The sequence below is a fragment of the Vibrio sp. 16 genome (assembly GCF_963681195.1).
Classification (GTDB): domain Bacteria; phylum Pseudomonadota; class Gammaproteobacteria; order Enterobacterales; family Vibrionaceae; genus Vibrio; species Vibrio sinaloensis_D.
On the sequence record NZ_OY808998.1, the window covers coordinates 1,297,857 to 1,318,177 of the forward strand.

The following is a 20,321-nucleotide window of genomic DNA, read 5'->3' on the forward strand; positions in this document are numbered from 1 at the left end:
CATGCAGCCAAACCTAACAGTGGTAATAAGTTTTTGATAATTGGTCTTACCTATTGCTCTGATAGGTAAAACCGACAGTGCATCTTGGCACGACCTGTTGAGCAAGGTAATGCCTATGCAAAGCGAGTTCACTCTCGATTCGGCAGCGTATTGTCTACGACTATTTGATATACATCAACCTTTGAGAAGGCAATCGATTAAATTATGACTGGTTTTTTTGTAATGCATTGATTTTAAGGGTGAAGTTATTTGTTGGTTACTTATTCCTATTTAGAGTTAAAACTCTATCAAAGGGCAAGTAGCATGGTGTCAAAATCTATCTTTTAGATGCGCTTTGACTCTGTATATATGGGCGCTCCTGTCAAAGTCCGTGATTTGATCCTCGTGAAGGAAGAGTGATGCGTACTCTTGGTCGAGCGATTGCTCCAAGAACAGCAAGTAGAGTTTCGGGTCGATATGTCCAGACGTTGCCATATCGGTCATGATGTTGATTGACTCAGTGAGTGTTTTTGCCTTCTTGTAAGGTCTGTCACTTGAGGTCAAGGCTTCAAAAACATCAGCGATCGCCATGACTCGTGCAGGAATAGAAAGCTGGTGCTCCGCTAGTCCTTTCGGGTAGCCTTTACCGTCGATCCTTTCATGGTGGCCACAAGCGATTTCGGATACTTGTTTCAGATGTTCAGGATAGGGCAAGCGATTGAGCATCGTGATGGTTTGGATTATATGGTCATTGATAATGAATCGCTCTTCGTCATTCAATGTGCCACGTTTGATGGATAGATTGTACAGCTCGCCCCGGTTGTATTTGAGCTCTCCAGGTTGCAAAACAAAAGCTTCTTGCCAAACATCTTTAGGGTTCACGTTATCTGGCCACGGGACATGATGAACAGGTTTGTCGAACAGCAACGGCTCCATTACCGGTAAAGTTTGCGGTTTCCCGGCGCGTTGTTTTTCAATCCAAGAGACGCCGAGCCGATCATCCAATGTGCGCTTCCATTGATACTGGCTAATCTGCTCTAGCCTTTGAATCGAGTCATCGTCCATACTTTCGCCGCCGATATTACACTGAGCGACAAACGCGAAGTCTTCATCTAATTGTTGGTGGGTGGCGTTGAGATCCGCGATCCGTTGTTCCTCATTGCCTTGGTCATTTGCTCTTGCTTGCCAATAGTCGATTTCTGCTTGCGCTTTTAGCAATTCAAAACGCATTCGGACTTCATGAATGCGATCGTAGATGGTTTCTAGTTTGGTCGCTTTGTCGATTACGTATTCAGGTGTGGTTACTTTGCCACAGTCATGAAGCCAAGCAGCCAAATGTAGCGCTTCCCATTCGCTGTCATTCATCGAGAAGTTTGAAAAGTACTGTTTGTCGGCACATGCCGCTTGAGTGAGCATTTTGGACAGCTTAGGCACACGTTGACAGTGGCTGCCAGTGTAGGGGGATTTGGTGTCTATGGCCGAGGCAATAAGCTCAACAAAGGCATTGAGCATCTCTTTTTGTTCGCGGATTTTATCGATGTTTTCTTTTGCGAGTTGAGCAAAGCTGAGGAGCTCACGTAAAAAAGCGTGCTTATCGCTTTGCTCTTGAGTGATGGCTCGTTCATATCCAAGTAACAGGATACCGACCAGCTCATTGTTTCGGTTGATCAACGGGAACAAATAAAAGTCGGAGTTGTAGAGGTTGTTTTTGTACTTGGCGACCGTGTTGTCTGCACGGTTAAAGTGAAGCACGTCGCCTTTTGATAAATCCTTGAGTATCCAAGCGGTCGATTTTAGAAATGCGTTGATGTCGATTTTAAACGGGATAATCGCGTGGTTGGCTGCGACATCAAATGGGCTATCTGAAGACTCTTTGGTATAGAGCACAATGGTTTCGGCTCGGGTAACCAAGTAGCTTTGATGGGTAATGGTTTTTGCCAATACAGAGAAATCTTGGTTGCTTGCGGTTTCACGCAGTAGGCGGAGAAGATCGTGCAACGTGTGTTCCATCAGTTCGATAGATGTGGTCAAGTTGGCTACTTCTTTGATCACACTCTTTGAGTATCGTGTTTTCTTGAAATCAAAACGGGCAATGCTGTCAGTCTGATACATCAAATTTTGTAACGGGGTTGCAAGCCTTTGTGCCACAAACCAAACAACGACGAAACTCATCGCCATCAGTGAGAACGCAACGGTAATCTGTTTGTCTCGTAGCGACAATAAGTTAGAGAGCAAATCATCTTGAGGCGTCGCTTCAGCTAAAAGGATGCGAGTGTGTCGATTCAAATTGACGGGCGTGAGAGTGATGGACCAATCGATACCCTCCGCGGTGGCTTTTTCATACAGTATTTGACTAGAGACACGATCGAGTATGCCAGCGAAAAGGCTCTTCTCTAACATTTCCCTTGCGACTTGGTCATCGCCGCCGAGCTCAACGCCACTTTTGTGCTGAGCCAGAACACGAAACTGGTTATCAAAAAGAATCAGCTTGCTTGACTTCGAATAACCGAGTTGGGCGATTTGTTCAGAGAGAGAGTCCAGTGTGAAATCTGCACCGACGACAGAGTTGCCATCGGGACTGCGCCTGGAAAACGTCATCCCATTGGTTTTTAAAAAGTAGAAAAAGTAGGGCTCGGTCAGGCGAATATTGCCATCTTGCTTAGCGTTTTGAAACCACGGTCTACTGCGAGGATCGAACTGGTTGTCGTTGGTTTTCCTTGTCTCAATCGTGGCGTAATTCTCATCGAGAAAGAAGAACACATTGGTTCCGTCAACGGCGGTTTGGTTGATCATAAATGTCGCGTCATCCGGAGCTTTAAATCGGTCGCGGTCTTGATTTGAGCGTAAAGATCGAAAGAGTGTTAGGTGGCCTTGTTCATTGGCGGAATATAAGGCGACCAAGCCAGGGCTGCGTTGAAAAATGAGGTTAATGGAGGTTAGGAGTCGGCGCTCTTTTTCTGGTTTGACGTTTTCTTCAACAATAGTACTGAATGCCATGAAATCGAGTGTCGTCAGAATGGGACCCGTTTTTAGCTGAAACGTGGATTCAAGCTGTCGACTGTTTTCCTCACTCAGAGCTTTGGCGCTGCCAGCTAACAGTTCTTGGGCATGGCGGTAGCTAATCGCAATCAGTACCGATCCTACTAATGTGGTGAGGATCAAAAATAAGCTCGTTATGTGAATGCTGAGTGAGTATTTGCGTTTTCTCATGGTTCACCTTTAGTGATTAACTTACTAAGTATTAGCCGAAAGTGATGGGAGTGCATAAAATCACTACGATATTCGTCCATAAAGGAGGAATGGGAGAAACTGAAGTAAAACCTTGTTACCATGAAGCTTCTTTGATTCAAGGGCGTGAATACAGGATGAAACTACAAATCGATACTCATACTCATACCTATGCAAGTGGTCATGCATACAGCACACTCGTAGAGAATGCGAAGGCGGCGAAAGCAAAAGGCTTAACCCTGTTTTGTACCACGGACCACGCGGAGTCCATGCCGGGTGCACCACACTATTGGTTTTTTACCAATCAACGTGTTCTGCCCAGATTTATAGAGGGTGTTGGTGTTATCCGAGGTGTAGAATCGAATATTCTAAATTCAAATGGTGATGTGGATATCCATCCCACGACTGATCGTCATCTTGATTGGGCGATCGCCAGTTTCCATGAAGCAGTGTTTAAACCGGATAGCAAGTCAGCGCATACTGAAGCTTTGATCAATGTGATTCAAGGTGGCCGTGTTGACGCTCTTGGCCATTTAGGCAATCCCAATTACGACTTTGATTTTGAGGCGGTGTTAACCTGTGCCAAAGCCCACAATGTGGCTATCGAAATCAACAACACGACTTTGCGCGGAAACAGCCGTGTGGGCAGCGTCGAGCGGTGCTATGACATCGCCACATTAGGCAAAGAGATCGGCGTCTTTTTTACCACAGGCAGTGATGCCCATTTCTGCCAAGACATTGGCAACCTTGATCTGGTTTCAGACTTGCTTGAAAAAGTCGCGGTGCCGAAGGAGCAAGTGATTACCCATAGCGCGCGTCAGTTTTTAGACTTTTTAGCACGTCGCGGTCGAGCTCCAATTGAGGAGTTTGAGCATTTATAAGTCGAAACAAAATTCGTTACACAGAGACTTTGCTTTTCAGTACACTGCAACTCCCTAAATAGCTAATAAGAAAAACGAGATGAGAAAGTTATTACCAGCCCTAGCTCTGATGTTGTCTGCGAATGTTTATGCGTCAGACTTTGATCTGAAAGCAACAATGAAGCAGATGAAAGTGGAATTTAAACAGGCTGCAGAAGCAACCGAGATCGTGCGTATGCAAGCCGCCGTCGACAATCTCTCTGATTTGGTCGAGCAATCAAAACGTGGTGATTACCCACCAGAAAAATTTGATCTCTACTTTGAGGGCTTCACAAAGTTATCTCAAGCGCTTGACGCAGTTGACGCGAAACTAGAACAGGGTGATCTGGACGCGGCGAAGCAAGAACTCCGACAGGTTGATGCTTTGCGTGAGGAATACCACGACAAACGTAACCCAAGTATTTGGAGCAAGCTGTTCGGTTAAACCGTCATCTACAGTTGACTGCTTTGAGTGGGCACGTCTCTTTATTGAAAATCTTATGACAGTGAACGAGTTTTAATCGCTCAATTCGGGCTTTTATTGCTCGTTCGTTATATAGTGACCCTCTAATTGCTGAGGGCCGTCATGAGACACATCGCCAAGTTCCAGAAAATCATGTTAGCGGCAAGTGCTCTAAGTTGGGTACTGGTCACTCTGATGCCTGTGATCAACGCGCACGGCTCTTCGGCGGGCGTATGGGCGACCCTCTGTACCATTAACGGTTTCGTTCTTGTTCAAGTTGAAGAGGGCAGTTCGACCACTCAGCACAGCAAACCTTGTCCATTTAGTCACTTTTCGACCTTCCATCAGGATTCGCTTCCAACACCACTCTACTTAACCAACCATCGCTTGGCTAAGGTTCATGCGTATGCTTATTTGGCTCTAAGCTTGCGTTATGAGTTAGCCGTCCCGAGAGCGCCTCCGCACACCGCTAATTCTTAACGTTACTCTGTTCCACTGTTATTCCCGTTATCAAACAGGCGGCCTCTCAACTCTTCTGTCACGTAGTCGATGAAGGCTCGCAATCTAGCAGGCATATATTTGGTTTGCGCATATTGCATCGCAACTCCGCCGTGATAGTTGCTTTTTATCGTCCAATCTTCCAATACTTGTATCACTTCGCCTCGTTTGAGCGCATCTGCAATCACGAAGTCGTGAAAAATCCCGATTCCTAGATCGTTCTTAACACCAGTTAAACGCATTTGCGAGTGGTTGACGGCGTATCGCCCTTTCACTGCGATGGAATGGTATTCGTCGTCTTTGAAAAAGTCCCAGATATGATCGCGATCGTTTTCCGCTAGATACAAACAATCATGATGGGAGAGTTCGGTTGGGTGCATGGGGGTAGTGCGCTGAGTAAGGTATTCTGGGCTCGCGCAAAGAACCAGATTGGTACTGCCAATTTCTTTGAGTACCAGATTTTCATCCGGTTTGTCGGTGAGTTTAAATGCGACGTCGATGTTGTGGCGAATAATGTCGATTTCACCATCGGCAGCGCGCAGTTTGAGTTGGATGTCAGGGTACTTTTTGAGGAAGGGCACAACAAAAGGCTGTAGGACAGAGTTGAGGAAGGCTTCCGGAGCGGCAACGGTCAGCGCGCCACGCATTTCAGTGTGATCGGAGGTCGACAGTTCCACGGCTTGCTTTGCTGCATTCACCATGATGATCGCTTGGTCATACACTTGTTGCCCAGATTGCGTGATGATCAATTTACGCGTTGTTCTCTCAAAAAGTTTCACCGACAGTGAGTGTTCTAGCCTTGTGACCATTTTACTCAACGCGGATGGCGTGACATCGAGCTTCTTTGCAGCTGCGGTAAAACTGCCTTCTTCAACGATTAAAATGAAGCTTGCTAAATCAGGGAGAAGGGCAATGAGCTTGGTGTTATTCATATATCTTCACATATTAAAATGTTTATAAATAAGGATTTTTTGAGAGAATGATCGGGTTTTACTCTGCCTGCGTAAGGTATTTTACTTGCCATTGACCTATGGAGGTAATCCAATGCAGCAGGCATATTATTTACTCGATCTTTGGGCAATGCTTGAAAACATTCTACTGGCTGCCCTGGTTGTCTTTTTCCTTTTCGGCGTCACAATTGCTTTAGACCGCCGCTAGTACACCTCATTTGTGCCTCAAATTCAACAATCACACTTGACCGAGAGGTGAAGTGTGATGATTGTTATTGATCACTTGGAAGAATACCAGTTTGGATGATTCTGTATCCAAACGACATCATGTCAGTACGTTCTCAGTTTTGTTTTTACTGCCTAAATGTGCAGTATCAATTAAATGTTTGGTGTATGCATTTAATTTAGACGCAATTTACTATAGCCAATGACAATGCATAAATTTCAGAAGTTACTATCAAGAAATACGAGTAGTTAAATATAAATTTAAGTGCAGGTTAGGGGGTGTTTATAAAATTAACACGACTGACGTGTTGGTTAATTATATAACGATGGCTTTGCGTTTATCGGTGTTATTTATTTAATTTGCATAAAGCTGCTTATTATATCAGCGCCATTGATGATTGTTGGAACTAACCTCACTTAATAGCCGTTGTAAATATAAACTATAGAACTATTCAGTGATAATCTGCGCTTAGCAAGTGAGTGATAATTAATAATAAAATGATATGGCTAAACTTCCGACAAGGATTAAAACATGAGCGACAAGGAATCTAATCAAACCAATCGTAGCCGCCGTAGTTTTTTGAAAGGTGCAACGGGTGCCGTTGTGGCTGGCGTCAGTGCTTCGGCTTTTTCTGGTGTAGTTCAAGCGCAGCAACCCCGAATTGATTGGAATCAACAGCGTCAACGAAACAGTCGACGTTTTTGGCGAAAAGTGAAAAAGCAGTTCGTTTTGGATAGACGAACAACCTACATGAACATTGGCACCACAGGCTCCATGCCGAAACATGTGCTTGAAGGTTATGAAGATAACAATAAGCTGGTGGCGAAATATCCTTGGGATATGAAGAACAAATTTGGCTCTTGGCCTTATGTCGCTGAGATGGTCGCTGATGTCGCCCCAGGGTTTGGCGCCAACCCAGATGAAATTATTCTCAGCAGAAACACCACTGATGGTCTCTGCTCTATTATTAATGGTCTCCATTTTCAACCGGGTGACGTCATCCTCACCACCCACCATGAACACATTGCGGCAATGTCGCCATTAAACGTTGTTAAGCACCGATTTGGTGTGGAAGTGGTCGAGATCCAGCTTCCAGTTTTTACTGGTACAGAAGAGGTGACACAACAAGATTATATTGAAGCGTTTCGAGAAGCGATTGAAGCGCACCAGAACGTTCGCTTAATCGTGTTTTCACATATCACATACAAAACCGGAACGGCTCTACCAGCAAAAGAGATCTGCTCCCTAGCTAAACAACATCAAATTCCTACGCTGGTTGACGGCGCTCATACCGTGGGTATGTTTGACTTAGACTTTCATGATATGGATTGTGATTTCTATGCTGGCTCTGGACACAAATGGCAATGTGGCCCAGGTGCAACGGGAATCTTGTATGTACGTGACAACGGCAACCGCCTCAATGAGTATTGGAGTGATCGAGACAATCCATTGTGGTTGATTAACTCTTCACTATCCCATGCTGACCACTTAGGTAAGCAGTTGCAAATGCAATACATTGGCAATGACAACTACCCAGCAAAGCAAGCGCTTGTTGAGAGTTGCAAGATGTGGGATGAGATCGGCCGTGATCGAATCGAAGCGCGCATTCTTGAGCTTAGCCAGCAATGTAAAACCCAACTGAGTTATGCGCTGCCTGATGCCAAAATGTACTCACCCAACGTAGAAGGGCTAATGAGTGGTCTAACCACCTTTAACCCACTCAGTGATGTGACAGACAAAGAGCGCTTAACCCTGTTCCGTGACCGATTACGTGAAGAGTATGGCTACATTATTCGCACAACGAGCTTCAAGGTGCATAAAGACGATGCGCACCAGACCCACGCTTTGCGAATTTCGACTCATCTATTCCACGATGAAAGAGACGTTGATGGATTGGTTGAAGCGATCGTCGACCTATATTACTCATTCTAATAAAGATAAATGAAAGCGCCCGATGTAGGGCGCTTTGTCAAAGAGAGGAAATCTCACCATGTCAGTGAAACGCTGGACACGAAAGATAACGGCGCTTGTTGTGGGCTTAACTTCTCTGCTACCACAATCTGCATTAGCCAGTGATCTGGAGAGAATTAAGGAGAGCGGAGTTCTGCGCCATATTGGTGTTCCGTACGCAAACTTTGTTTCTTATATTGACCAAGGAGAGGTTCAAACGCTAACGGGGCTGGATGTTGAGATCATTAAAGGGTTCGCACGCTCTTTAAACGTTCGCTATGAATACGTTCCAGGCAAGTGGAACAACGTTGTGGGTAAGTTGACTGGCCAGCAAGTGGAGTATAAAAACGCTAGATTGGTCGTTGGTGATGACATGCCCATCGAAGGTGACTTAATCGCTAATGGTGTGACCATTCTTGATTGGCGAAAAGAAGTTCTAGATTTCTCGGATGACTACTTTCCTTCCGCAGTCTGGTTGGTTGCTCGCAGCGATTCCACATTGAAACCTATTAAGCCCACGGGCTCAATCCAACAAGATATCGCGATGGTCAAATCGCTTATCTCTGGTAGAGACGTGATGGCGATGGAGCACTCATGCTTAGATCCAAATCTCTATAACTTATACGACATTGGTGCCAATGTGATTTTGCCTAGCGTTCAGCGACGTTTGAATGAAATGGTTCCAGCTATCATGAAAAACGACGCGGAGAGCACCTTGCTTGATGTTGCCGATACATTGATTGCACTGGAGAAATGGCCTGGAGAAATCAAAGTGATCGGTCCTATCTCTGAGCATCAGCGCATGGCGGTGGCATTTCGTAAAAACTCTCCAGAATTAAAAGCGGCTTTCAATCAATATTTACAATCAATTAAACAAGATGGTACGTACCAAGCATTGGTCGAAAAATACTACCCGTCGATTTACTACTTTTACAATGATTACTTCTTAGAAGACAGTAAGAAAAGTATATGAAGCAGTCTGCAAGAAAAATATCAAGCCAGAAGATCATTTCCGTTTGCGCAATATTAGTGTCGCTTTATTTGGCGATGATTATTACGGTCACCAGTTTGGGTCAAGATAAACTTAAAGCGGCCCAATATAGAGAACTTGACCTTAAAGTTAAAAGTTATGCGAGTACATTGGACAATTTGTTTACGCTAGCGAGTGAAGATATTGACCATTTATCGACCGATAGAACGGTACAAACGTTTTTCGCCAATCTCGCATCGGGTATGTCCATGGAGTATGGCCTCGGCGCCAGCTTGATTAATCTGAAACGCAAGCTCGTGGAGAAGTCGAGCAGTAAAGCGGTCAACAATCAAATAATTTACCGACAGATAACCTTGACCGCACTCGATGGCTCTACCATCGCCAGTACTGAAAAAAGCGCGCGCACCTTGATCGATACTTCCCGTTTTATAGACGTAGAGTCAAGGTCTGATGGGGTGACTGCGTTTCAAAGTGCGTCCGGCGTTGTCATTCAAGTTGTCAAACCCGTTATGTTTTCTGGTAAAGCGGTCGGTTATCTGATCGCGGATATCAACAAAGCGGTGGTCATTGCACAGTTAACCAATCAAGAACATGAAGACAGCTATAGCCGACTGGTTCTGCAAATAAACGACGCAGAGATGAAAGTCTGGGATTCTATCAGCCGGACTCTAGATATTGACGCCACATCCACCAAGGAACTGAATGTAGCACTCGCGGAGAAGATCTACTTTGAAGTGCCCGTCGACCACCACCATTTTAAGTTAATGGCATGGTTTGAATCCTTGAGCGAGCGCGACCTATATACCTCACAAGCCTTTATTACCGGGCTAAGTGTGCTAGCCATAATGATCGTGGTCGGCCTACTTTACGCGTTTAATCTCAATAACACGCGTGTAGGGCTTAAAATAAAGCTAGAAGAAGAGAAAAAGCGCAAAGAGTTTTTGTCTGAGCAAAATCAGCGTTTGGCGAGTGAAGTCGAACGCCGAAAAGCGTCGGAAGAAGAACTCGCATTTCAAGCGAAACATGACTCGCTAACAGGTCTGCCAAATCGCGTTTATGGCTCAGAGCGCTTGGCTTTGGAACTGTCACGCGCCGAGCGAGTGGGTTCAAACGTATTGGTCATGTTCATCGACCTCGACCACTTCAAACAAATCAATGACTCCATGGGGCACTTTGTTGGAGACGAAGTGTTGAAACTGGCGGCAGAACGCTTACAAAATGCAGTACGTAAGACCGATTTGCTCGCGCGTATTGGCGGCGATGAGTTCCTCTTGGTTATCCCTGATTTACAAGATGCTGACAGCGCAAAACGTTTTGCAACAACTGTCCTGTCTGTGTTCAATGAACCGTTCGTTTGGCAAAACCATGAGTTCTTCCTTTCGGCAAGTGTCGGAATGTCGATGTATCCTCAGGATGGAGGCAATGTGGAACAGCTTCTTGCCTGCGCCGACATGGCAATGTACCGCGTGAAGCAAGATGGTCGCAATGCATTCTGCTTCTATGATCACAACATGAATCAAGACTTACAGCGCTTCTTAGAATTAGAAAGCCGCCTTCGTCATGCAATATCTCATAATCTTCTTGAGCTTTACTATCAGCCAATCATTGAACTTGATAGCGGTAAGATTGTTGGTGCCGAAGCCTTGATGCGTTGGAACGACGATAAGTTCGGTTTTGTTAACCCTGAAGAATTTATCGCGATAGCTGAGAAGAACGGTTTGATTCATCAGCTAGGGGATTTTGCGATTCGCCAAGCGTGCCAACAGGCGGCTCACTGGCAATCTGTTGCACCTCTGTTTGTGTCGGTAAACTTTTCAAGTGTGCAGTTTAGATACTGTGAGCGCCTCTTTGACCAGATCAAACAGCACCTCGAAGAGTCGACACTGCCTGCTGAAATGTTCGATGTGGAAGTTACGGAAAGCTTGCTCTTCAATCACAGTGGCGACCTGATGGAAATGTTACACAACCTACGATCACTTGGCGCGAAACTCACCATTGATGATTTTGGTACCGGTTATTCCGCATTAAGTTACTTGCAGAAGTTCCCGTTTGATCGCCTTAAGATCGACCGCAGCTTCTTGCAGAACATGTTTGAAAATGAGTCCGACCGTGAACTTGTGAACGTGATTATTGCGATGGCGAAAGCGCTCAATCTTAAGATCGTCGCAGAGGGCATAGAAGAACAACGTCATGTGGATTACCTGAAAAACCTAAATTGTGAGTTCGGACAAGGTTTCCACTATAGCCGACCATTGCCTGCTAAGGACTTTGAAGCACTTTTAGCGAAGCCGACTTGGCTATAACTCCTTTCATTACAACCTCATAGAAAAGCATTAACTGGATTCGTGCCTCGGATTCATTAATGCTTTTCCACCTTGAGGGATAATCGTTTTTCCTTCCTTGAATTACACTACACTTAATTGATAAGTAAGTGCCTGTGATGCCCGTCACGTAAAGGCTCAACCTAATTCTAATCGAGTGAATACTCGACACTATAAACAGGAAGGAATTGCGAATGTCTTCTGCATTTTACCAACAGATTCAGCAGCAAATTGAAGAAGTGAAGGCGGAAGGCCTTTACAAAGCAGAGCGTATCATCACGTCTCAACAGCAAGCGGCTGTTAAAATCTCTACTGGTGAAGAAGTACTCAACTTCTGTGCGAATAACTACCTTGGTCTTGCTAACCACCCTGCACTTATCGAAGCGGGTAAAGCAGGCATGGACGAGCACGGTTTTGGTATGGCTTCAGTACGTTTCATCTGTGGTACTCAAGACATCCACAAAGAGCTTGAGCAGAAGCTTTCTAAGTTCCTAGGTAAAGAAGACACGATTCTTTACACATCATGTTTCGACGCAAACGCGGGCCTATTTGAAACGATTCTAGGCAAAGAAGACGCAATCATCTCTGACGCACTAAACCACGCGTCAATCATCGATGGTGTTCGTCTATGTAAAGCGATGCGTTTCCGCTACTCAAACAACAACATGGAAGAGCTAGAGCAACAACTGATCGCTGCGAAAGAAGCAGGCGCTCGCCACATTCTTATCGTAACGGACGGCGTGTTCTCAATGGACGGCGTAGTAGCAAACCTTCCAGCTATCTGCGACCTAGCAGAGAAGTACGGCGCATTGACGATGGTTGATGACTCTCACGCTGTTGGCTTTATGGGTAAAACAGGTGCAGGTACGCACGAGCACCACAACGTGGTTGACCGTATCGACATCATCACTGGTACGCTAGGTAAAGCAATGGGCGGCGCTTCAGGCGGTTACACGTCTGGTAAAGCGGAAGTGATTGACTGGCTACGTCAGCGTTCTCGTCCATACCTATTCTCTAACTCTGTTGCACCAGCAATCGTAAGCGCTTCTATCCGCGTTCTAGACCTACTAGAAGAGAGCGGCGACCTACGTGACCGCCTATGGGAAAACGCAGCACACTTCCGTACTCGCATGGAAGACGCTGGTTTCACAATGGGTGGTGCTGATCACGCAATCATTCCAATCATGCTTGGCGACGCAAAAGTAGCGGCTGAATTCGCAGAGCGCGCTCTAGAGAAAGGCATTTACGTAATCGGCTTCTCATTCCCCGTTGTACCAAAAGGTCAAGCGCGTATCCGTACTCAAATGTCTGCAGCGCATTCTCGTGAGCAACTAGACCGAGCAATCGATGCCTTCATCGCAGTTGGTAAAGACATGGGCATCATCTAAGTCTGACTCAAGTCGAATCTAGATAACCACTATTTTTGATTCTCGCCCAATTGCTGGGCGAGATGAATTAGGTAACAATATGAAAATCAAAGCTCTTTCTAAGCTAAAGCCTGAAGAAGGCATCTGGATGACTGAGGTTGAAAAACCGCAAGTTGGCCACAACGACATTCTGATTAAAATTAAGAAAACCGCGATCTGTGGTACAGACGTACACATCTACAACTGGGATGAATGGTCACAAAAGACCATCCCAGTGCCTATGGTTGTCGGTCACGAGTACGTGGGCGAAGTGGTTGAAATTGGTCAGGAAGTGCGTGGCTTTGAAATCGGTGACCGCGTATCTGGCGAAGGTCACATCACCTGTGGTCACTGTCGTAACTGTCGTGGCGGCCGTACTCACTTATGTCGTAACACGATTGGTGTGGGGGTTAACCGCGAAGGTGCATTCGCAGAATACCTAGTGATCCCAGCATTCAACGCGTTCAAAATTCCTGAAGGCATCTCTGACGATCTTGCGTCTATCTTTGACCCGTTTGGTAACGCAGTACACACAGCGCTTTCTTTCGATCTAGTAGGCGAAGACGTGCTGATCACGGGTGCTGGTCCAATCGGCATCATGGCAGCGGCAGTCGCGAAACACGTTGGTGCTCGCCACGTTGTTATTACAGATGTAAACGAATATCGCTTAGACCTTGCTCGTAAGATGGGCGTAACGCGCGCAGTAAACGTTGCTGAAGAGAAGTTAGAAGATGTTATGGCTGAGCTGGGCATGACAGAAGGCTTTGATGTGGGTCTTGAAATGTCAGGTGTTCAAGCGGCGTTTAGCTCTATGCTTGCAACAATGAACCACGGTGGTCGCATTGCGCTGTTAGGTATTCCACCATCAGATATGGGTATCGACTGGAACCAAGTTATCTTCAAAGGCCTGGTGATCAAAGGTATCTACGGCCGCGAAATGTTCGAGACGTGGTACAAGATGGCTTCATTGATTCAATCAGGTCTAGATCTAACGCCAATCATCACTCACCACTACAAGATTGATGACTTCCAAAAAGGCTTCGACGCTATGCGTAGCGGGCTTTCTGGCAAAGTTATCCTTGATTGGGAGTAGGGTGCGACTAGGGCAATAAAGGCTCATCCACTTAATGGCTATTAGAAAAGTGGATGCCCAAAACAGTATTATTTGTACATGGATCATCCGAAGAAAACGAATGACGCCTCGATTGAATTCGAGGCGTCACTTTTTACAATAAGAGCAATTGGAACCCTAAGCATGACCAAGGTTACGGGGCCCTGATTATCCCAATTTTTGGCCTTCAGCTGCCACATAACTGACCCAAAACAAATCGGTGATTGGCTCTGTGCTGGCAACGTCATACACTAGGCAAATATTTTGACCATCATTGAGGTACTTATGCGCATATACTCTTTGGCCGCTCTATTGATAGGGGCCTTTCCTATGCTAGCCAACGCGGAGCCGAGTTATAATTGTGACAACGTCAGCCATGTAGCAGAGCACGCCATTTGCGGTAGTCAAGAACTCTCTAGCCTGGATCGATTGATCGCCAAACAGTATCGTCAATCGCTTAGCGACGCCGCTTTAGAGAAAGACAAACAGACTCTACGCCAAGTTCAGAGAGCGTGGGTAACGCAGAGAAACGAGTGTGAGTACAGTTTTGACTGCCTTAAGGAACGAAGCCTAGAGCGACTAGCAACCTTAAAAGCGATAGAGTCGTTTGCCTTTTCTTGGGGTGGCGTCCTTCGTGAATCACCGACATTAGAGTCAGAGCAAGTGGGCTCAACCTATGAGAGGCAGGCGATCGTTATCTTGCAAGAAGAAGCCGCTTATTGGAACGGCTACCCTTGGTTTAAGGTGCTGGTATCTGGAAAAACGGCCTATCAGTGGGGAGGCATTATCTGCGATGCCTCTCGACCAAACACAACTTACTGCGAAGAGTAACCAGAAATGAGTGGTGCTGGGTAGCGCAATCTGTGTAATTCGAGGTTTAAGCCTTGAAGACAATGTGGATAAGAAAGAGTTCGTGATACTACTTTTGAGCCTCTACTCGTATATAGCCCTCAACCCCATTCTCGGTCGATGGGTGACACGATATTAAAACTGCATACCATGGAGATGAGTACCGTCAAGACATCCGTAAGGCTACTTACACAACGAATGTTATCGAATCTATGAACACTATCTTGTCGATAGGTGGCAAAGAAGCGTAAGTTGCCTCTTAAAGGTGTACCGGTGAGAAAGGTTGCCTATTCGGCGATTTAGGGTGTCTTTTAAATCCACCAAAACGCAGCAATATGCAGTTAGCATCTGACACCCAAAGGCTAAGGCTTAGATGTAAAATTTTCCGCGGGAGTAGAGTACGGCGTCGCCACCTATGGTCGCTTTTTCAGGTGAAACATGGCAGTAAAGTGTGCCGCCTCGCTTTGATGCCTGGTAGGCGATCATGTGATCCTTACCAAGCTTTTCGGACCAATACGGTGCCAATCCGGAGTGAATTGAGCCAGTCACAGGGTCTTCATCGCCGCCATTGGCAGGCCAAAAGTATCGAGAGACAAAGTCATAATCTTTGGAGGGCGCCGTAGCAACAACGTCGTAAGGGGCTAGCTGCGTCAGGAAGTCGCTTTTGGTCTTTAAATCCAACACATCTTGTTCGTTGTCGTAAAACACAAAGTAGGCTTGTGGGTTTTTCATAACGTGTAGAGGCGGGATAGAGAGCCCTTCTAGAAGTGCTACAGGAGCCTCAGTGGTGCTCGGCATTTGATGTGGGAAGTCCATCAGAATACGGCCAGATCGATCCTTTTCGACTTCGATTGGTCCAACAAAGCGTGTTTCAAAGACAATTCGCTCGCCAGCATTGAAGAAATGAAACAAGGTAAACGCGGAGGCGAGCGTCGCATGACCGCAAAACTCGATCTCGCAAATAGGAGAAAACCAACGGATCTCATGGTGGTCGATGGCGATTTGTTTAATAAAGGCGGTTTCAGACAGATTGTTCTCTTGGGCGATTTTGAGCATCATATCGTCACTCAGCCAATCGGTGAGTGGGACAACAGCCGCGGGATTACCTTTAAATCTTTCTTGAGTGAAGGTATCACACACAAATAGTTCGAATTCCATAGATCTTCCTTACTGGCGTATCAAAACTTTCTATTTGATTAATAATAACTTTTGTTACATAGCAAGGGTGAAATAACTGGAGAGTTGCGAGATAGATCTTCTCAAATCATACTCTGCGTACAAACTCTCCAGTTAGGTTTGGGAGTGATATAGAACTATTGTGGCACGCTGGCCTCATCCACTAGGTAAAGAATTGACTGGTAAGGGATGCCACTATGATGCGATAGACCAATTTCACAGGTTCGGCTGTTACTAAAACCACGATGACAGTTCTCAGGCACTTGTTCTTTGAGTGGATGAACCGCCGCCGCATTGAGCTCTGGCGTAGTGAAACCCTTGTCTCCAGCCCATCCACAACAAGCAATGTGCTCAGGTACCACGACGTGGCTGGCGCAGCGCTGAGCTAGGGTCAACATGCTGTTTTCCAATCCCATTTTCCTAGAGCTACAGGTGACATGCAGCATCACGGTCTCATTAATCGGCTTGATCTCCAAATGAGGCAACAGATACTTAGAAACAAAGCCTGTAGGCTCGAGTATTTCCAGCGGTTTAGTAAAATTATCGATGCTGCGTTTAGCGCAAGGACTGGTGTCCATAAGAACAGGATATTCGCCTTCGTAGCTTGCTTCCCAGAGAGCTTGCTCTAACTGAGCCGCTTTTTGCGTGGCGATATCTGTCATGCCTTTGCTGTCATAGGGCATTCCACAGCACTGGTCATGAATACCTTCAGGGATAATAATTTCAAATCCAGCCTTCTTAATGAGTGACATTGTCACTTCAGTTAAGTTACGCTGATCAGAAGCATTGGTTTGTTGCCCCATAGTGCGAGAAGCACAAGACGGGACGTACACCACTTTTTTGTCGGACTTAACCAGCAGTTCCAAAGACTTTTCTAGATTATGGCTGTTTGATTGAGGTGTCTCAGGGAGCCAAATCGGGGTCTTGTTCTTGGTGAGGCTCCGCACGCCATTGGTCAACTTAGAGACACCATTTTCACCTATCACTTTCACCGCAATTTGGTTGGCTTTGAGAGAGGCGCGAGTGAGTGTTGTGGTGGTTGAGAAGTGATCCGCAGTCCACTTGGCAATTGGCGTAAACTTTTTGTACTTCGCGGTGCGCAGTTGTTTGACCAAATCTCCCGTGTTGATACCCACCGGACAGCGGTCAGCACAAAGCCCAGTTGCCGCGCAAGTATCGAGACCTTGGTATTCGAAGACTTTTTCCAGTTCACTTACGGTAACGGTTTCTCCTGCTGCTTTTCTGCGTTGTAGCTCTCGATAAAGCACGATACGTTGCCTTGGTGATAAGGTAAGCGTGCGGGAAGGGCAAACCGGTTCACAGAAACCACATTCAATACAGCGATCAACAATGTCATCAGCCGCCGGCATCGGTTTTAAATTCTCAATATGTGAATGCGGGTTGTCATTGATGATTACCCCTGGGTTGAGTAATCCTTCAGGGTCGAACAGCTTTTTAATTTGCTGCATCAGTACGTAGCCATCTTTGCCCCATTCAAGCTCGACATAAGGGGCCATGTTACGTCCTGTGCCATGTTCCGCTTTTAATGAGCCTTGATATTTGACAGCGACAAGGTCAGCGACATCGTCCATGAATCCACCATAGCGATCAATTTCCTCTTGTGAGTCAAATCCTTGGGTGAAGACGAAATGCAAGTTGCCTTCAAGTGCATGACCAAAAATGATGGCTTCGCTGTATTGATACTTATCGAACAGTGCCTGCAGATCTCGAACGCCATTGGCGAGATTCTCTACTGGAAACGCGACATCTTCAATGATGACGGTGGTGCCGACTTCACGAACAGCGCCGACGGCTGGGAACATGCCTTTGCGAATTCCCCACAGCGTCGCGACGGTCTTGGCATCCGTGGTAAAGGGAACCGACTCAATGATCGAGTACTCACTGAGTGAGCCTAAAATAGCTTCACACTGGCTATCTAAGTCTGCTTGAGAGCTGGCATGCGTTTCAACCAAGAGTGCCGCGGCTTCTATATCCAAATTTGGCATAAATTCAGGCATGCCGGGTTTGTCTGCGACTGAACGCAATGCTCGACCATCCATCAGCTCGACGGCTGCGACTGGCGTTTTCGCCAATGTGGCAACGGCTCGGCTTGCTTCTTCGATATCGGCGAACACCAGTAATGCTGAGGCTTTAAACTCGTGCTCGATGACCGTGTTGTAGGTGATCTCGGCGATAAACCCTAACGTGCCTTCAGAGCCGATAAGCAGATGTTCCAACACTTCGATGGGGTCAGAATAGTCGACCAGTGCGTTGAGTGCGTAGCCCGTGGTGTTTTTCAATCGATATTTGTGTCGAATACGCTCAGTGAGCTCTGCATTGCTTTGCGTTTGCGCTACAAGATTTGAAAGCCCTTGGTAAATGTCAGGGCGGGTCACTTTAAAGGCATCGATACTGGCTTTGCTTGAGGTGTCGAGCAAGGTGCCATCGGCGAAAACCACTTTGACACTGTCTACCGTTCGATAGGAGTTTTGCGCGGTTCCACAACACATCCCACTGGCATTGTTGGCTGCAATGCCACCAATCTTACAGGTGTTTATAGACGCAGGATCGGGGCCGATTTTGCGCTTAAAAGGCGCCAAGTATTTGTTTGCATCGGCGCCAATAACCCCCGGCTGAAGAATGATTTTATTGCCATCGTCAACAATATCGTGTCCACGCCAATCATCGGTGAGAGTGATTAGGACGGAATCAGAGACCGCTTGACCAGACAAACTTGTCCCAGCTGCACGGAAGGTAAAGTGGACGCCAAGTTCTCGGCAACTTTGTATCGCGTAGATGACTTCGCTGAGATCTTTAAGGCGTAAAACGATTTGCGGCACCAAGCGATAAAAACTCGCATCGGTGCCGTAAGCTAAACGCTTTGCTTCTTGGGTAACAATGCGTTCGGGGTCAATTTGTAGAGCAAGCAAGGCTTCAAGCTGCTCGTAAGTGGCTTTCGAAATTGTGTTGGCCATCATTGCTTCCTTGTGCTGATGTCACGGGTAGGGCGTCTTTCTGATTATTGTGAGGTTGTTCTCTCTTCCCGTGGGTTAAAGGTGTCACATCTTGTTCTCAAAAGTCGTGACACCCATTAAATTAATCGATTAGATGCTGACCAGTGAATCTCGGTTCAGATCCTGAATGGTTTTTGCGCCTGTCAGTGTCATCGCAACGCGCATCTCTTTTTCATACAGATCTAAGAGATTTTCAACGCCAGCTTGACCTTGCGCAGCAAGCGCGTAGATGTAAGACCGACCAAGCATGGCACAATCGGCACCCAGTGCGAGCATACGGACGACATCTAACCCAGTGCGAATACCGGAATCGACGAAGATTTTCATATCTCCCTTCACTGCGTCTGCAATAGCAGGAAGAGCTTTGGCAGAAGACATAACGCCGTCGAGCTGGCGACCACCGTGGTTTGACACAACAATGCCGTCCGCGCCAAACTTCACGGCGTCTTTTGCATCTTCAACGTCCAGGATGCCTTTGATCACCATTGGTCCATCCCAAAAGTCACGAATCCATTCAAGGTCTTTCCAGCTAATTGAAGGGTCGAAGTTTTCACCCAACCAACCAATGTAGTCTTCGAGTTTGGTCGGTTCTCCACGGTAAGTTGAAATGTTGCCCAGATCGTGCGGTTTGCCAAACAAACCAACATCAAACGCCCATTGCGGGTGGCGCATCGCTTGGAACACACGTCGTGCTGCGGCATTCGGACCGCTCATACCAGAATGCATGTCGCGGTAACGGGCGCCCGGAACAGGCATATCAACCGTGAATACCAAGGTTGTCACGCCTGCGGCTTTTGCTCGTTCCAAAACGTTCTTCATAAAGCCGCGATCTTTCAGCACATAGAGCTGAAACCACATAGGGCGCTCAATCGCTGGTGCGACTTCTTCAATGGGGCAAACTGACACCGTCGACATGGTAAACGGGATGCCTTTTTTCTCGGCGGCTTTTGCGGCTTGTACTTCGCCACGACGCGCATACATTCCGGTTAGACCGACTGGCGATAGGGCGATAGGAAGCGCCATCTTTTCACCGAAGATTTCGATATCGAGGCTAAGCTCAGACATGTCGTTCAACACACGCTGTTTAAGCGCAATATCTGCAAGATCTTCTGTGTTGCGTCTCAGAGTATGCTCACCATAAGAGCCGCCATCAATGTAATGGAAAAGAAAAGGTGGGAGCTTTGATTTCGCCGCTTTGCGGTAATCAGTAGAGGCAGAGATAATCATAATTCAATCCTACAAATGGTGTATTTGGGCCTT

Annotated in this window: 14 protein-coding genes; 9 read left to right on the forward strand and 5 right to left on the reverse strand. The window is 46.5% G+C overall.

Going from position 1 to position 20,321, the window contains the following annotated elements; genetic code table 11:
* Positions 1-309: 309 nt before the first annotated feature.
* Positions 310-3,189 carry an HD domain-containing phosphohydrolase gene (locus U9J37_RS20095; RefSeq protein ID WP_005473655.1) on the reverse strand — a complete coding sequence of 960 codons (2,880 nt, stop codon included), beginning with the start codon at positions 3,187-3,189 and terminating at the stop codon, positions 310-312.
* Between the two features lie 155 nt (positions 3,190-3,344).
* On the opposite strand from U9J37_RS20095, the gene U9J37_RS20100 reads away from it, so the two are divergent.
* The 3 genes from U9J37_RS20100 to U9J37_RS20110 all read left to right on the forward strand — a co-directional run bounded on the left by U9J37_RS20100 (position 3,345) and on the right by U9J37_RS20110 (position 5,049).
* Positions 3,345-4,088, forward strand: a complete 744-nt coding sequence (locus U9J37_RS20100; RefSeq protein ID WP_043887151.1) for a phosphatase — start codon at positions 3,345-3,347, stop codon at positions 4,086-4,088.
* A 79-nt stretch (positions 4,089-4,167) separates the two neighbouring features.
* Positions 4,168-4,551, forward strand: coding sequence for a cytochrome b562 (locus U9J37_RS20105; protein ID WP_038136418.1), 384 nt, complete (start codon positions 4,168-4,170; stop codon positions 4,549-4,551).
* A gap of 141 nt (positions 4,552-4,692) precedes the next feature.
* On the forward strand, positions 4,693-5,049 hold the full coding sequence (locus tag U9J37_RS20110) for a hypothetical protein (protein WP_005473658.1): 357 nt from the start codon (positions 4,693-4,695) through the stop codon (positions 5,047-5,049).
* Positions 5,050-5,051: 2 nt separating this feature from the next.
* On the opposite strand, the gene U9J37_RS20115 is transcribed toward U9J37_RS20110, so the two are convergent.
* A complete protein-coding gene (locus U9J37_RS20115; RefSeq protein ID WP_005473649.1) occupies positions 5,052-5,999 on the reverse strand; it encodes a LysR family transcriptional regulator in 948 nt (315 codons plus the stop codon).
* A gap of 775 nt (positions 6,000-6,774) precedes the next feature.
* Between U9J37_RS20115 and U9J37_RS20120 the strand changes: the two genes are divergently transcribed.
* The 6 genes from U9J37_RS20120 to U9J37_RS20145 all read left to right on the forward strand — a co-directional run bounded on the left by U9J37_RS20120 (position 6,775) and on the right by U9J37_RS20145 (position 14,853).
* On the forward strand, positions 6,775-8,175 hold the full coding sequence (locus U9J37_RS20120) for an aminotransferase class V-fold PLP-dependent enzyme (RefSeq protein WP_005473633.1): 1,401 nt from the start codon (positions 6,775-6,777) through the stop codon (positions 8,173-8,175).
* A gap of 58 nt (positions 8,176-8,233) precedes the next feature.
* Positions 8,234-9,166 carry a transporter substrate-binding domain-containing protein gene (locus U9J37_RS20125; protein ID WP_005473688.1) on the forward strand — a complete coding sequence of 311 codons (933 nt, stop codon included), beginning with the start codon at positions 8,234-8,236 and terminating at the stop codon, positions 9,164-9,166.
* Entirely contained in the window at positions 9,163-11,487 is a 2,325-nt protein-coding gene (locus U9J37_RS20130) for a putative bifunctional diguanylate cyclase/phosphodiesterase (RefSeq protein ID WP_005473639.1), read from the forward strand. Before U9J37_RS20125 ends, U9J37_RS20130 begins: the two co-directional genes overlap by 4 nt.
* 212 nt (positions 11,488-11,699) lie before the next feature.
* Positions 11,700-12,893 carry a glycine C-acetyltransferase gene (locus tag U9J37_RS20135; RefSeq protein ID WP_005473712.1) on the forward strand — a complete coding sequence of 398 codons (1,194 nt, stop codon included), beginning with the start codon at positions 11,700-11,702 and terminating at the stop codon, positions 12,891-12,893.
* Between the two features lie 79 nt (positions 12,894-12,972).
* On the forward strand, positions 12,973-14,004 hold the full coding sequence (gene tdh, locus U9J37_RS20140) for an L-threonine 3-dehydrogenase (protein ID WP_005473627.1): 1,032 nt from the start codon (positions 12,973-12,975) through the stop codon (positions 14,002-14,004).
* 348 nt (positions 14,005-14,352) lie between these two features.
* Positions 14,353-14,853, forward strand: a complete 501-nt coding sequence (locus U9J37_RS20145; protein ID WP_005473604.1) for a lysozyme inhibitor LprI family protein — start codon at positions 14,353-14,355, stop codon at positions 14,851-14,853.
* 387 nt (positions 14,854-15,240) lie between these two features.
* On the opposite strand, the gene U9J37_RS20150 is transcribed toward U9J37_RS20145, so the two are convergent.
* The 3 genes from U9J37_RS20150 to lldD all read right to left on the reverse strand — a co-directional run bounded on the left by U9J37_RS20150 (position 15,241) and on the right by lldD (position 20,288).
* The gene (locus tag U9J37_RS20150) at positions 15,241-16,029 is read right to left on the reverse strand and encodes a PhzF family phenazine biosynthesis protein (protein WP_005473597.1); all 789 of its coding nucleotides are present in this window, start codon (positions 16,027-16,029) and stop codon (positions 15,241-15,243) included.
* Between the two features lie 155 nt (positions 16,030-16,184).
* Positions 16,185-19,022, reverse strand: coding sequence for an FAD-binding and (Fe-S)-binding domain-containing protein (locus U9J37_RS20155; protein ID WP_005473693.1), 2,838 nt, complete (start codon positions 19,020-19,022; stop codon positions 16,185-16,187).
* Positions 19,023-19,151: 129 nt separating this feature from the next.
* Entirely contained in the window at positions 19,152-20,288 is a 1,137-nt protein-coding gene (gene lldD / locus U9J37_RS20160; protein WP_322414069.1) for an FMN-dependent L-lactate dehydrogenase LldD, read from the reverse strand.
* Between the last annotated feature and the right edge of the window lie 33 nt (positions 20,289-20,321).